The sequence below is a fragment of the Bifidobacterium asteroides genome (assembly GCF_003202755.1).
Taxonomy (GTDB): Bacteria; Actinomycetota; Actinomycetes; order Actinomycetales; family Bifidobacteriaceae; genus Bombiscardovia; species Bombiscardovia asteroides_F.
The window spans coordinates 220912-234905 of the sequence record NZ_QGLK01000001.1 but is presented as its reverse complement, the minus strand read 5'-3'; the positions used below and the strand labels follow the sequence as shown (position 1 = coordinate 234905).

General features: G+C 59.7%; 11 protein-coding genes. 2 read left to right on the top strand and 9 right to left on the bottom strand.

The features are described 5' to 3' along the window. Window positions 1–85: 85 nt before the first annotated feature. Genes DKK74_RS00850 through DKK74_RS00840 form a run of 3 tightly spaced genes read right to left on the bottom strand, consistent with a single transcriptional unit; the run spans window position 86 to window position 3133 of the window. Window positions 86–943, bottom strand: a complete 858-nt coding sequence (locus tag DKK74_RS00850; protein WP_110412354.1) for a carbohydrate ABC transporter permease — start codon at window positions 941–943, stop codon at window positions 86–88. Further along, a complete protein-coding gene (locus tag DKK74_RS00845) occupies window positions 940–1869 on the bottom strand; it encodes a carbohydrate ABC transporter permease (RefSeq protein ID WP_181414846.1) in 930 nt (309 codons plus the stop codon). The genes DKK74_RS00850 and DKK74_RS00845 overlap by 4 nt, the downstream gene beginning before the upstream one ends. A gap of 13 nt (window positions 1870–1882) precedes the next feature. Further along, window positions 1883–3133 (bottom strand): ABC transporter substrate-binding protein, encoded by a 1251-nt coding sequence (locus tag DKK74_RS00840; RefSeq protein WP_110412353.1) that lies wholly within the window; start codon window positions 3131–3133, stop codon window positions 1883–1885. Window positions 3134–3318: 185 nt separating this feature from the next. Here DKK74_RS00840 and DKK74_RS00835 point away from each other — a divergent pair, with 185 nt between their 5' ends. Then, window positions 3319–4353, top strand: a complete 1035-nt coding sequence (locus DKK74_RS00835) for a LacI family DNA-binding transcriptional regulator (protein WP_181414845.1) — start codon at window positions 3319–3321, stop codon at window positions 4351–4353. 69 nt (window positions 4354–4422) lie between these two features. Here DKK74_RS00835 and gndA read toward each other — a convergent pair whose 3' ends face one another. The 3 genes from gndA to DKK74_RS00820 form a co-directional block, all read right to left on the bottom strand. Then, window positions 4423–5889, bottom strand: a complete 1467-nt coding sequence (gene gndA / locus DKK74_RS00830; protein ID WP_110412351.1) for an NADP-dependent phosphogluconate dehydrogenase — start codon at window positions 5887–5889, stop codon at window positions 4423–4425. Between the two features lie 112 nt (window positions 5890–6001). Beyond that, a complete protein-coding gene (locus tag DKK74_RS00825) occupies window positions 6002–8323 on the bottom strand; it encodes a KUP/HAK/KT family potassium transporter (protein ID WP_110412791.1) in 2322 nt (773 codons plus the stop codon). Window positions 8324–8498: 175 nt separating this feature from the next. Beyond that, complete coding sequence (locus DKK74_RS00820) at window positions 8499–9455, bottom strand: TatD family hydrolase (RefSeq protein WP_110412350.1); 957 nt, start codon at window positions 9453–9455, stop codon at window positions 8499–8501. Between the two features lie 176 nt (window positions 9456–9631). Here DKK74_RS00820 and DKK74_RS00815 point away from each other — a divergent pair, with 176 nt between their 5' ends. Next, the gene (locus tag DKK74_RS00815; RefSeq protein ID WP_110412349.1) at window positions 9632–10696 is read left to right on the top strand and encodes a glycoside hydrolase family 43 protein; all 1065 of its coding nucleotides are present in this window, start codon (window positions 9632–9634) and stop codon (window positions 10694–10696) included. 89 nt (window positions 10697–10785) lie between these two features. Here the strand turns inward: DKK74_RS00815 and DKK74_RS00810 are convergent, their stop codons facing one another. The 3 genes from DKK74_RS00810 to DKK74_RS00800 all read right to left on the bottom strand — a co-directional run bounded on the left by DKK74_RS00810 (window position 10786) and on the right by DKK74_RS00800 (window position 13924). Beyond that, window positions 10786–12150, bottom strand: coding sequence for an ABC transporter substrate-binding protein (locus DKK74_RS00810; protein ID WP_181414897.1), 1365 nt, complete (start codon window positions 12148–12150; stop codon window positions 10786–10788). Window positions 12151–12233: 83 nt separating this feature from the next. Further along, window positions 12234–13073 carry a carbohydrate ABC transporter permease gene (locus DKK74_RS00805; RefSeq protein WP_110412348.1) on the bottom strand — a complete coding sequence of 280 codons (840 nt, stop codon included), beginning with the start codon at window positions 13071–13073 and terminating at the stop codon, window positions 12234–12236. After that, a complete protein-coding gene (locus DKK74_RS00800) occupies window positions 13070–13924 on the bottom strand; it encodes a carbohydrate ABC transporter permease (RefSeq protein ID WP_110412347.1) in 855 nt (284 codons plus the stop codon). Before DKK74_RS00800 ends, DKK74_RS00805 begins: the two co-directional genes overlap by 4 nt. Window positions 13925–13994: the final 70 nt, after the last annotated feature.

Here is a 13994-nt window from a genome sequence, read left to right as displayed (position 1 = left end):
ATGGACTGTGACTCCGATCCTTCATGAGTGCGGCGGCCGGAACCTCCGACCGCCGCCATTGACTACGACCTTCCAACTGGCCGCCTTACCCCTTGACCGCTCCTGCAACCAGTCCGGAGACGATCCACTTCTGACAGAAGATGAAGAAGACGAATACCGGAATCAGGGCCAGGACCGTAATGGTCATGAAGCTGGGCCAATCGGTGGTGAACTGGCCGACTGCGTTGTAAACCTGCAGAACGATCGTGCGCAGGTTGGAGCTGCTGATGAAGACGTTGGCCGTCATGAAGTCGTTCCAGGTCGACATGGTCTGGAAGACCACCACCGTGGTCAGGATGGGCCTGATCAGGGGCAGCACGATGCTCCAGAAGATCCTTAGGGGGCCGGCACCGTCAATCCTGGCGGCCTCGATGACCTCGAAGGGTAGGGACTGCATGTAGCCCACGATCAGGAAGTAGCAGAAGACCGCCCCGCCCAGATACATGATGATCAGGCCCAGAAGCGTGTTGACAAGCCCCACGCTGGACTCCAACCGGTAGAGGGGAATCAGGGTGGACTGGGTGGGAATCACGAAGGCGATCATGAGGATCACCCCGATCACCGAGGTGAAGATCGATTTGCGCAGGATCATTCCGTAAGCAGCCAAGGCTCCGATCAACACCTGGAAGAGGACGCCGAAGAAGGTGACGATCAGGGTGTTGACCAGGCTGCGGACGATGGGCACCGTAGCGAAGGCCCGGGTGTAGTTGCGCAGCGTCCACTGCTTGGGCAGGCCCAGCGGATTGGTGGCCATGTCCGGGACGGTCTTGAAGGTGTTGATCAGGATATACCAGAGGGGCACAGCGCAGATCAGGGCGATGATCAGCACCACCACGCTTCTGACCACCGAACGCCGCCGTTCCCGCTGACTCAGGGTCAAGGTCGAGCTCTTGCTGCTGCTCATTGGAACCTCCTGGAAATCAGGCTGGCGGCGCCCATCTGAGCGAAGACCACCAGAGCCGTGGCCACGGTGAACAGGACCGCCAGGGCCGAGCCCAGCCCATACTGGGACTGGCCGATGCCCTGCTGAATGATGGACTGGGTCACCGTATAGGTGGAGTATCCTGGGCCGCCCTTGGTCATGGTGTAGGGCAGGTCGTAGACCTTTAGGCCTCCTGACATGAGCAGGAAGCTGGAGGTGACGATGCCTGGAATCAGCTGGGGCAGGGTGATGTGGACGAACTGCTGGCGGCTGGTGGCCCCGTCCACCGTGGCCTGCTCATAGAGGTCTCCGGGAATGGACTGCAGGAAGGCCAGGTAGAGGGTGGCGTGCCAGCCGATCTGCGCCCAGACTGCGATGAAGATGACACAGCACCGGGCCAGGGTCGAGTTGGACAGCCAAGGCACAGGTCCCAGGCCGAAGACGCCCAGGATGGTGTTGAAGACGCCTGACTTCATGGGCGAGAAGATGTACTTCCAGACCATGCCCATGATGGCTAGCGAAGGTACGCTGAAGAAGAAGAACAGGGAGCGGGCGAAGTTGCGGCCCCAGAACTTCCGGTTCAGGGTGACTGCCAGGGGGATGGCGAAAATGGTCACCAGAACCGTTTGGGCCACGGCGTACAGGATGGTGAACACCAGGCCCTGCATGGTCGAGGAATCAGTGAACACGCTGTGGTAGTTCTTCCAGCCCACATAATGCATGTTCAGGCTGTAGCCGTTGAAGTCGGTCACCGAGTAGATGATGGTCTGCACCAGTGGCACCGCGAAGAGGATGACGAAGACGGCCAGGATAGGCAGGAGGAACCAGAAGGAGGTCAGATCCTGCCGCAGGCCGACCATGCGCCTTCGATGGGCGTTGGCACGCTCTGCCGCAGATTGGGAAGCCATATTCCAGCCCTTCCTACTTGACCGAGGCCATCTTGTCGTCGATGGCCTTGGCCCACTGATCCAGATTGATGGACCCCTGGACCAGCTGCTGGGTCTCGGACTGGCGGACGGTGGTCAGCACATCAGGCTTGGCATAGAAGTTCATGAGCAGGAAGTAGTGGCCTGGCTGCACGTTGGCCCGATAGACCTGCTCGTACTCGGGCTTGACCTTGGCCTTGAACCCCTGGACGGTGATGGCATCCCCGTTGTCGGCCGAACGCTGCAGGGCCCAGTGGCTGTCCATGAAGGTCAGGAACTTCCGGGCGGCCTTGAGCTTGTCGCCCTTGAGATGGGAGTAGATGGCGTAGGCGGGCGATGGCGATCCCTGGGCGTAGTTGACCATGCCCTTCTCCATGAGCGGCATGGGGGCCATGCCATACTTGAGCCCGGCCTGGCCGATGGATGGCAGGTCCCAGGGGCCGGTGCAGATCATGGCCACCTGGCCATTGATGAACTGGGTCTTCATGTCGTCGCCGCTGATGCCGACCGTGTCCCGGGTGACCAGGCCCTGGTCATAGAGCTTCATCCAGGCCGCAGCCGCCTCGCGTTGGTCACTGCCCGGCTTTTGGGGGCGGCGGTCGATCAGACCGGTCACATCGACCTTGTCTCTGTCGAACTGCGAGCCCATGAAGGCATCGGGAATCCTGCTGGGGCCATCGGCGATGGTCTCCAGGAAGGGCGTGACCCCGGCGGCCTTGAGCCTCTTGCACAGCTGCAGGAACCCGTCCCAGGTCTCCGGAACCTCCTTGGCGCCCGCCTTGGCCAGTAGGTCCTTGTTGTAGACAATGCCGGAGGCCCAGGAGGACACGGACATGCCGTAGACCTTGCCCTGATGGCTGACGAAGTCCTTGTTGGCCTGAGAGATGTTGCGCATGAATGGCTCGTTGGTCAGGTCGCGCACGTAGCCGTTCTTAATCAGGTCAGCCTTGTTCTCGGAGGTGATGATGAACACATCTGGGGCCTGATTGCCGACCAGCCGGGTCTGCAGGGTCTGGATGTACTCGGGGGTCGGCGGCGAGTAGCTGAAGTCCACCTTGATCCCTGGGTTCTGTTGCTCGAATTGGTCGATGTACGGCCTCATCACCTGTTCGTTGTTCCATGACAGGAAGGTCAGCGTGGTCTTGGACCCGTCAGCGCCACCAGCCCCGCAGGCACCCATGGCCGACACCAACATGCCGACCCCCAGCGCCGCAGCTATGCCCTTCCATGCTCGCTTCAGCTTCATGACTCCTCCTTGCAATCAATCCTCTGAACATCCGTCCGGGCTGTTCAACGTCGAGACCCGGGAATTGACACGATTCAACTACTGTCAAGATATGGTATAGCACGTCGATTGAATCGTGTCAATTATATATTGATAAGGCCACCCACATGCCTAAGATAATGGCTGAACCCCGGGAAAGGTGCGAGATGGTGACGATGAGCGACGTGGCCAAGGAGGCGCAGGTCTCTCGGGCCACTGCCTCCTATGCCCTTCGAGGCGATACACGCATAGCGGATGACACCAGGCGCAGGGTCCTGCTTGCCGCACGTAAGCTCCGCTACTCGGCCAACCTGTCGGCCAGAAGCCTGCGCTCAGGCAAGAGCGGCATCATCGGCGTGGCCATCTTCGAGCTGGACAAACCCTACCCCGCGCAGATGAGCGCGGCCATCTCCCGGCAGATCAACGCCCACGGCATGCAGGCCATCATCCAGCAGACCTCCAACTCCAAACAGGACGAGGTCTCCATCCTCCGGCATGTGACCAGCCAGCTCTGCGACGGCACCATCTTCAGTCCAGGCAGCATCACCAATGAGGAGATGGAGGAGCTGGCCGACGGCAAGCCTTTGGTCCTGCTGGACGACCCCTCAGCCGAGCCGGTCTTCGACTCGGTCATGACGGCCGGATTCGAGGGAGCTGCCATGGCTGTGCAGCATCTGCTGGATTGCGGATGCCGACGAATAGGCGTGGTGGGTGCCGACATGACGGCCAGCACCGATCCGGTCCAACGGCACTCGGTCCGCGGCCGCAGGGTGGCCGGCTGCCTCAAGGCCCTGACAGCCGCCGGAATCGCGGCCCGGCCTAAAGACTTCCTGCCCTTGGACCGCTGGGACGGGGAAATGGCCCGCGACCTGGGCCATCATCTGGCGGACACGTCCGGCCTGCCCTTCGACGGCATCTTCTGCATGACCGACTCCCTGGCCCTGGGCCTGATCCGAGGACTGCACGAATGCGGCGTGGAGGTTCCCCGGGACTTAGCCGTTGTGGGATTCGACGGCATCCAGGAGGGAGAGTCCTATATCCCTTCGCTGACCACCATCAGCACCGACAAGGAGGACCTGGCCCGCAAGGCGGTGGATGCCCTCCTGGCCCGTCTGCAGGGCGAGGACGATGATCGTCCTCCCACTCGGACGACTGCCGCATGCCGGCTGGTGGTCCGGGAATCCACAGCCAAGATCCGCTGACAGGAAGACTAAAGGGTCCGCGCTGCCGTCCTAGCGACTGTGCGGACCCTTGCGGTTCCGGCGAGAAGCTCAGTCCTGCTTGATCTCGGACTTGTCCTCGGCCCAGAGGGTGTGGAAAGCGCCTGGCTGATCTACGCGCCCATAGGTGTGGGCGCCGAAGAGGTCACGCTGGCCCTGGATCAGTGCGGCGGGGAGCCTATCGGAACGCAGTCCGTCGTAGTAGGACAGAGAGCTGGCGAAGACGGGGATGGGGATACCGGCCTGGGTGGCGCGGGCCACGACACGCCGCCAGGAGTCCTGGGCCTGCTCGACCGCTTGCTTGAAGAAGGGATCGAAGAGCAGGGAGCCCGGCTCACGGCCAGAGGCGTAAGCATCGGAGATCCGGTTCAGGAACTTGGCCCGGATGATGCAACCGCCGCGCCAGATGCGGGCGATGGCACCCATGTCCAGCTTCCAGCCATAGACACGGGCTCCCTCCTGCATCTCGTTGAATCCCTGGGCGTAGGCCACGATCTTGGAAGCATAGAGGGCCTGGCGAATGTCCTCGATGAAGGACTTGCGGGCCTCGGGGTCGGCGGCCAGATCAGCCATGACAGCCTTGGGCTGCGGACCCTTCAGGCCCTCCTGGGCAGCCTGGCTGCGCAGCTCGGGCGAAGAAGAAAGTCCGCGAGCGAAGACCGCCTCGCCGATGCCGGTCACGGGCACGGCAAGATCCAGCGCGGTCTGCACGGTCCAGGTGCCGGTACCCTTCATGCCGGCCTGGTCGGTGACGATGTCGATGAAGGGCTTGCCAGTCGTGGCGTCGGTGTGATGGAGCACCTCGGCAGTGATCTGCACCAGGTAGGAGTTAAGATCCCCCTGGTTCCACTCCTCGAAGACCTGGGCGATAGCCTCGGGTTCCATGCCCAGACCGCGACGCATCAGGTCATAGGACTCGGCGATCACCTGCATATCGGCGTATTCGATGCCATTGTGGACCATCTTGACGAAGTGGCCCGCGCCGTCAGTGCCGATGTGGGTGACGCAGGGTTCGCCATCGACCTTGGCGGCAATGGACTCCAGAATGGGTCCCAGGGTCTTCCAGGACTCATCGGTCCCGCCAGGCATCATGGAGGGCCCCAAGAGGGCGCCCTGCTCGCCGCCGGAGACGCCGCAGCCTACGAAGTGCAGCCCACGGGCCCGGATGGCCTTCTCCCGGCGGATGGTGTCTTTGAAGTAGGCATTGCCGGCATCGACGATGATGTCTCCCGGCTCCATCAGGTCGGCCAGGTCATTGATCATCTGGTCGGTGGGGTCCCCGGCCTTGACCATGATGATGGCCGTACGGGGCTTGGTCAGCGAGGCCACGAACTCCTGCAGGGTCTTGGCCGGGACGAAGCGGCCTTCCTGGCCATGATCGCGGATCAGGGTCTCGGTACGCGAATAGTGGCGGTTGTAGACCGCTACGGTATTGCCGTGCCGTGCCAGGTTCCTGGACAGGCTGGCACCCATGGCGGCCAGACCCACGACTCCGATATTGGCTTCAGCTTGTGTCATCACATCACCTTTCGACGGTAGCCCGGAAAGGCCGGGCACCAGGTTCCATGCCGTCAATTCTATGGCCCGGACCCGATTTGGGCCAAGCTCCATAGGGTGAGATTCCACTCACTCAGCCCTTGTGGCGCTTGCCGCCCTTGATCTTGCGGGAGGGCAGGACCACGCGCGTCAGCTTGGGAACCGCCCGGGTGGAGACGAACAGGGGCTGCACTTCCACGATGGGGTTGTAGGGAGCCAGGCCGAACCACTTGATCGGCGAGCCCGCCACCTTACGGATGGCGTACTTGACCTTCAGCGAGAAGGCACCCCGGGAATCTATCTTGGACTCAGGCATCAGGGCCTTGTGGACCAGTACGTAGGTGACTGTGCCGATCTGCGGATCCTCGTCCACCTTGGGGTAGATGGAGGGCTGCTTGGGCAGTTCGCCGCTGTCGATCAGCTCGTGCATGATCTGGTGCAGGTAGGTGGCCACATTCTGGTCCACCTTGAAGCCCAGCCTCATGCGCACGCGGAAGAGGTAATTGGTGCCGAAGTTCTCCACTGAGTACTTGCGGGTGTAGGGGGCGTCCGTGGTCTGGACCGAGACCGCCCACCAGGCCCGGGCCCGCTTGGGTCGGTTGGCGAAGATGGAGAAGAAGATGTCGGTGTCCAGCCGCCGCATCTCCGCGTCCGAGGTCAGATAGACCAGGTTGTCTGCATAGTAGGGGACGCGGAAGTCGTTGTGGAGCATCTCCAGGGCGGGCAGGCACTCCTTGGCCGTCATATGCCGCCGCTGCGAGCGCTCCACCTTGGTGCCCACGTCCCAGGTGTACATGATGTAGAGGATGGCCGCGGTCAGCAGCATGGTGAACCAGCCACCGTGCATGAACTTGGCCATGGAGGCCATGAAGAAGAGGATCTGGATGGCCAGGAAGACCAGGGCGAAGAGTAGGGAGAGCGCCCTCTTGCCGTCGTGCCAGATGTAGTCGGCCAGCAGGACGGTTGTGGTGATCATGGTCACCGTCAGAGCCAATCCGTAGGCGGCCGAGATGTGCTCGGAATCCTTGAAGATGGCCAGCACAGTCAGGGTGGCCGCGCACAGGACCCAGTTGATAGTGGGGATGTAAAGCTGGCCGCGGGTACGCGCCGGGTAGCGCACCTGCAGGTGGGGCATCCAGTTGAGACCGGTGGCCTCCGAGACCATAGTGAAGGCGCCCGTGATGAGGGCCTGCGAGGCGATGACGCCGGCCGTCACGGACAGGAGGACCGCCACGTAACGCACGGTGGTGGGCATCATCTGGAAGAAGGGGTTGAGCCCGTCCACACCTTGCAGGGCCTTATTGTCGCTGTTGCGCAGGATCCAGGCCCCCTGGCCGAAGTAATTGAAGACCAGAGCGACGTTGATGAAGGGCCAGGTGGCATAGATGTTGCCGCGACCCACGTGGCCCATATCAGAATAAAGAGCCTCGGCTCCCGTGGTCGACAGGAAGACCGTGCCCATGATGGTCAGACCCACCGGATTCTGCGGGCTAAAGAGGAAGCGGATCCCGTAGACCGGATTCAGGGCCTCGAAGATGGACCAGTCGTTGCCGATGCAGTAGATGCCGATCAGGGCCAGGAAGGCGAACCAGACCATGACCACGCTGCCGAAGACCTTGCCGATCCGCTCGGTTCCACGCGACTGGACCGCAAACAGGATCAGGATGATCACGAAGGTGATGACCATGGTCAGGTTTCCGTTTTCACGGAAAATCGGAGTCAGGACGGGGATGGTCTTGAGGCCTTCGACTGCCGAGGATATGGAGACCGCCGGGGTCAGCACCGAGTCAGCCAGGAAAGCTGCGCCGCCGACCATGGCAGGGATGGCCAGCCATTTGCCGTAGTGCCGGACCAGAGTGTACAGGGCGAAGATGCCACCCTCGCCCTTGTTGTCGATGCGCATGGCCACCAGGACGTATTTGACCGTGGTAATCAGCGTGATGGACCAGAAGACCAGGGAGAGCATGCCCAGCACAGCCGCCCTGTCCACACGGGCCATACCGCCTTGCCCGGCCACGAAGGCCTGCATGGTGTACAAGGGCGAGGTGCCGATGTCGCCGTAGACCACGCCCAGGGCCACGATGCACATGCCCAGACTGATCCTGTCTGGCGAGGCTTGTACCCGTCGCCACCAGCGGCCCAGAGGACCCTTTGGCGGGGTGCGGCGACGCTGGGCCGCCCGCTGGGCCTCGCGCCGGACCCGCTTGAGCTCGTTCTCCTCCTCGCGCGTGCGGGATTTGGCCGAGATCTTTGGGGCCTTGGTAAAGCTCTCCGGGGGAAGTATCGATTCTTTGGCCAACCGACCCTTACGAGAGGCCGTCGTCGGCTTCGCCGCTTTTTCGCCGGATAACCGGGGTGGTTCGTCAGCGCCCCTGCCATCATCCTGAGCCGCCAACTCATGCCGCTCATCCGCCATAGAGCCCTCCATCGGCCAATGCCTTCACTCATCTACTTCCGGGTGCCGTATGTTGCTGTTCGCGCACACGTGCGACGACAACCGTAGCACTCTCCCCCCACACTCGGCAGGGGCGATTCAGACCGCGACACACCATTAGTTTAATCCCGGTCTGGCACCATCCGTCGGACCTCCTTTACAAGCCGTAAACCCGGCGCGTGGTGGCTGCCGTCGCTTTGGCCACCTGGGCCAGGGGGCAATCCAAGGCATCGGCCATGGCCCGGAGGGTATAAGGAATCATGTAGGGGGAGTTAGTGCGTCCCCTGTAGGGCATAGGACTCAGGTATGGTGCATCGGTCTCCACCATGATGTGGTCCATGCCGACCACGGACAGGGCCTGGCGGATTCCCTCGTTGCCCTTGTAGGAGACCGTCCCTGAGAAACTTAGATACCAGCCGTGCTCGGCGACAACCTGAGCCATCTGCGCATCCCCCGAATAGGAGTGGAAGATCGTGCGCTCGGGAGCGCCATCCTCCAGCAGGGTCTCAATGACCTGCCGGTGGGCGTCGCGGTCGTGGATCTGCATGGGCAGATCCAGCTCCTTAGCCAGGGCGATGTGATCGCGGAAGGCCTGCCGTTGAATCTCTTCGGCTCCCTGTCCAGTTCGGAAGAGGTCCATGCCCGTCTCCCCGATGGCCACCACCTGGTCGGGATACGCGTGAACCAGGCGGGCAACCTCTTCAAGCGCCTGCTCGAAAGAAACTTCATGCCAGGGCTGATATTTCAGAGGCAGTCCGTCCGGTCCCGGCACCCCTCGGTGGCCGTGCAGGACGGCTTCATTGGGATGGATGGCCAGGGCCGCGTGGACCACCCCGGGATGGGCTAGGGCCAGGTCCACCGCCGTCTGCAGATTGGGCAGTTCACAGCCCACGTCGATAGCACCGACCACGCCTACTGCCCGGGCCCTTTCCAGCTGCTGGTCGACCGAGCGGACGGGTACCGGATCCTGCCCGCGCTCCCTGGCCTGCCGATCCATCTCCTGGGCAAAGGGGACCACAGAAGCCATGTGGGTGTGATCGTCGATAACTCCAATGCCTTCGGGCAGCGGCTCGGGGTCGGGAGCCCAGCTGCGGTCACGGTGATGTCTGCTCATGATCCACAGTCTAAGGTCCAGTGCGACCCAAACTGCGACCCGCCCGGACGGACGGTGCCGACAAATGGAACGCCGGCCGCTAGAATCGCCCATGACGGCCCTGGAACGGCCGGAACGGAAGGGCAAAGAAGCGCCCGCCGCCACGGTACCTTTGCCGTAAGCAGGAAAGGTGGAACATGTCTACGGATTGGCAACCCTCGTTCGAGGCGACCAACGCCTACCTCTTCGTCCACTTCACCGGACATGAACAGGCCGAGACGGACGAGCAGCTCTACTTCGCCCTCAGCCGCGATGGCCTGCACTGGCATGACCTGCGGGCCCAAGGAGACCCGGTGCTGACCTGGAGCGAAGGCGAAGGTGGCGTGCGCGACCCCTATGTCGTGCGAGGACCTGACGGTCTCTTCCATATCATCGCCACCGACCTGTCCGTCTACCACAGGAGCGGCTGGCAGGAAGGCCGGGCCACCGTGGACGGATCCACCGGCCTGGTCATCTGGGATTCGCCTGACCTGGCCCACTGGGGCAGACCGCGCCTGGTGGATGTGGCCTCGGCCATTCCCAAGGCCGGCATGGCCTGGGCGCCGGAGGCCTGCTGGGATGCCGACAGGAAGCAATGGATAGTCTTCTGGGCCACGGCTGCCGCCAACAGCGCCGAGGATCCGGCCGCATCCGACCTGGCCAACGAGCTGGGCGACGGCATCAACATGTACTACGCCACCAGCGCTGACCTGATCACCTTCTCCCGCCCGGTGAAGTGGATCGACCGCAGCAACGGGATCATCGACACAACCATGCTCAAGGCGCCCGACGGCTGGTGGTACCGGGCCTCCAAGGATGACCAGATCACCCTGGAACGCACCCGGAACCCCTATGCGGTCACCCATGAGTTGGTGCGCACGGACGATGACCAAGCCTGGTCCTACCTGTCCAATCTGACCGACATCTTCGGCCAGGGACGCTACTCCTCGCGTTATCTGGAGGGCCCCGAACTCTTTCTCTACAACGATGCTGACGCCACAGGATCCGACGGCCGGGCCATGCCTTTCGGCCTGATCTGTGACCAGTTCGCCGAGGGCCGGGGCTACCTGCCCTTCCGTTCGGCTGATCTGTCTTCTAGAGAGCAGCAGGACTGGGCCCTAGTCACGGACATGAACTTCGGCCGGCTGACCAAGCGGCACGGATCCATCATGCCCATTACCGAGAGCGAGTATCGGATTCTGAAGCGGACCCTGACCCGCTAAGCGGCTTCTTGGCGGGTTCGAGCACATGTAGGTCCATCTGGGGCGGAGACGGCAAAATACCGCCCCCCCCCCGTTTACCAACCAGAGAGTCAGTTCTTGGAAGCCTGGATTTCGGCGGCCCATCCGTCTACGAAACGATGGACAACCGTATTCCAGTCACCTGTCCCCTGCGCGTACTCCAGCATGGCATCATATATATTGTTTTGATAGGTAGCAGAAGGTTGCATAGTGTGAACCCAAGGAATCTTCTCGGTTTTCGACTTAGTATCCTTCTGGGATATTTCAACCAGAGGATTGTCAGTCTTAACATCAGCAAAGCTCTTGAAAGGTGTGGTGAATCCCATATCTTCGCTCATGGCTTTCTTACCCTCGTCGGAAGTAACGACCCATTTCAGGAAGTCTTCAGTGGCTTGCCGGTCCTGCTTGGATGCCTTCTTGTTGATGCACCAGTAGTTCATGGTTCCGGTGGTCAGCCCTTGTTTCTCCTCGCCCTTAATGCCGATGTACATAGGGATCATTCCCACATTTTCCGGCTTAAAGCCTGCATCGCGCAGGTCGGTCCATGCCCAGGTACCGTTCTGGTATAAGGCTGCGCTGCCGGTAGCAAACTCAGAGTTGGCATCATCCAGAGTCATGGAACCGAGCTTGGATGGTTCGACGGTGGAATCTTTGAGATAGAGGTCCCAAATCTGTTTGAATTCCGGTAGGTATGTGCCCTTAATACTCGCGGGCTGCTTTTGGACTGTATTTTCATCCTTGAATTCATAATAGAGAGGCACAGCGGCAAGCTGCTGGCCGAAACGCCAATTGGAAGAGGAATCCATGCCTGCCGAAGTGAAAGCCCCCTTGATCCCAAGCTCATCCTTATGCTTCTGCAGACCGTCGGCAACGGCTTTGAGTTTCTGGAAGGATTTGATTTCACGCGGGGACTTGACTGCGGCATCAGACAACTTGCAGTACTTATCCAGAATTTCCTTGTTATAGATGATACCGATAGACTCGGTTACAAATGGAACAGCCACTACGTGGCCGGCATCATCTTTGAGAGCCGTTGACTTGTCTTCGAGTTGCTTGTATGGTTCAGTCCCCGAAATATCAGAGACGTAGTCCTTCCAAGTCCTTAAGCCCACGGGCCCGGTGACCTGAAAGAGGGTGGGGGCCTCCGTCTTGGACATCTCGGATTTCAATGCCTGATCGTAGGTCCCGGAAGCGGCCGTTTGCACATGAACCTGGACTCCGGTCTCGTCGGTGTATTGCTTAGCAAGATCCTCCCACTGCGTAGCCACCTCCGGCTTGAAGTTCATATAGTAGACCTTGCCCCCTGAGGCCTTGCTCTCGTTTTTGCTGCCCTGGCCGCCGCACCCAGCCAGACCAGCAATCCCCATGGCCAGAGTCACACCGACCACTGTCAGTTTCCGTATGCTTCTTTGCATAATGGTTCCTTTCGTTTTTATTAATTTGCAAATTTTGCACCAGCGAACGCCGAATCTTCTTCCATTGCCTTCTTGAGAGAAAAGGACACGGCCGCTTCGGGAGATCATCCCTTCACCGCTCCAGCCGTCACACCGGCGATGATGTATTTCTGGCAAAAGATATAGAAGATAATGATAGGAATAATGGTCAGCACTAGGCAGCCCATCATGGCCCCCATATCCACAGCCCCGTATCCGCCTTTGAGATATTGGATAGCAATGCTGGCAGTCTTGTATTTTCTCATATCAAGCGTCAAGTAGGGCAGAAGAAAGTCATTCCATATCCACATGGTCTCCAAAATGGCCACCGACACCAAACTAGGCCTCATGATTGGGACCAATATCGTGAAGAAGGTCCGAGGCACACTGGCCCCGTCGATCATGGCAGCCTCTTCGATATCCATTGGCAGAGACTTGATGACACCTGTAAACATGAAAACGCACATACCGCAGCCGAATCCCAGGTAGAGCACCCAGAGCCCCCATGGCGTGTTCAGCCCCAACATGTCAGCTATCTTCGAGAGCGGGAACATGACCATCTGGAACGGGACGATCATACTGAAAAGAAAAAGCAGGTAAATGACTTTAGAAGGAATGTTATTGACCCGAACTATCCACCAGGCACACATGGATGTACATAGCAACATCAGGCCTACCGCCCCCACGGTCACAACCACGGTCCAGCCGAAGCTGGCAATGAGATTGGTTCGTCGTATTCCACGGGCATAGTTTTGTAAACCTACGAATGTCTTTGAGGTCGGCAGCGAGAAAGTGCTTTGCGAGATGTAAATCTTGTTCTTGAAAGAGTTGACTACCACCAAGGCAATGGGAAAGACCCAGAAAATGGAAAGTAATGCGAAGACAACTGTCCAGACCCATCCATGTTTAAGATCAGTCCTTTTCATGCCGTCACCTCCTTCCGAGTCGTCAGTCTGTTCTGGATCAGGGCCACGATGGCAACGATGATGAAGAAGATCACGGCTTTGGCCTGACCGACGCCCTCATAGCCAGTACGTCCATAAAAAGTCCGGTAGATGTTCAAGGCCAGCATTTCTGAAGTGTTGGAAGGTGCCCCATTCGTCAAAGCCAGGTTCTGGTCGAAAAGCTTGAAACCATTGGTTACAGTCAAGAAGGTGCATACGGTAATGCTGGGCATCATCAAGGGGATTGTAACCTTGAAAAGAATCTGTCTGGACGATGCTCCATCGACAGCGGCAGCCTCCATCACGTCATCGGGTAGGGCCTGCATTCCAGCTATGTAGATGACCATCATGTATCCGATCTGTTGCCAGCACATGAGAATGACCAAGCCCCAGAATCCATAGGTCCCCGAATAGGTCAGTGATCGGCCCCAGTGTCCGAAGACCGCATTCAGAAGCAACTGCCAAACATAGCCCAGAATGATCCCACCTATCAGGTTGGGCATGAAGAACACAGCACGGAAAAGGTTCGCCCCTTTCATCGCCTTGGTGAACATGTAGGCCACGAAGAATCCGGCAACATTGACCACTAGGGTAGTAACTAGAGTAAATAGAACTGTAAAGACCAAGGCGTGCTGAAATTCCTTGTCAGAAAACACCCCTCGGTAGTTGTCCAATCCCACCCAGCGTGAATCGCTGACGGTGGTGAACCTGGTAAAGCTCAAGTAAACCCCCATGATGAATGGGACCAGAAACCCTATCAGAAACGCCACAATGGTTGGCAGGAGAAAGACGATCCACCATCGGCGTATGGTTTTACCAATCATTGATGTCATAATTGGCCTTCTTTCTTATATTGAACCGGTTCAACACCGAAGTGGCGAAAAGTGTCCGTCCAATTCGGCG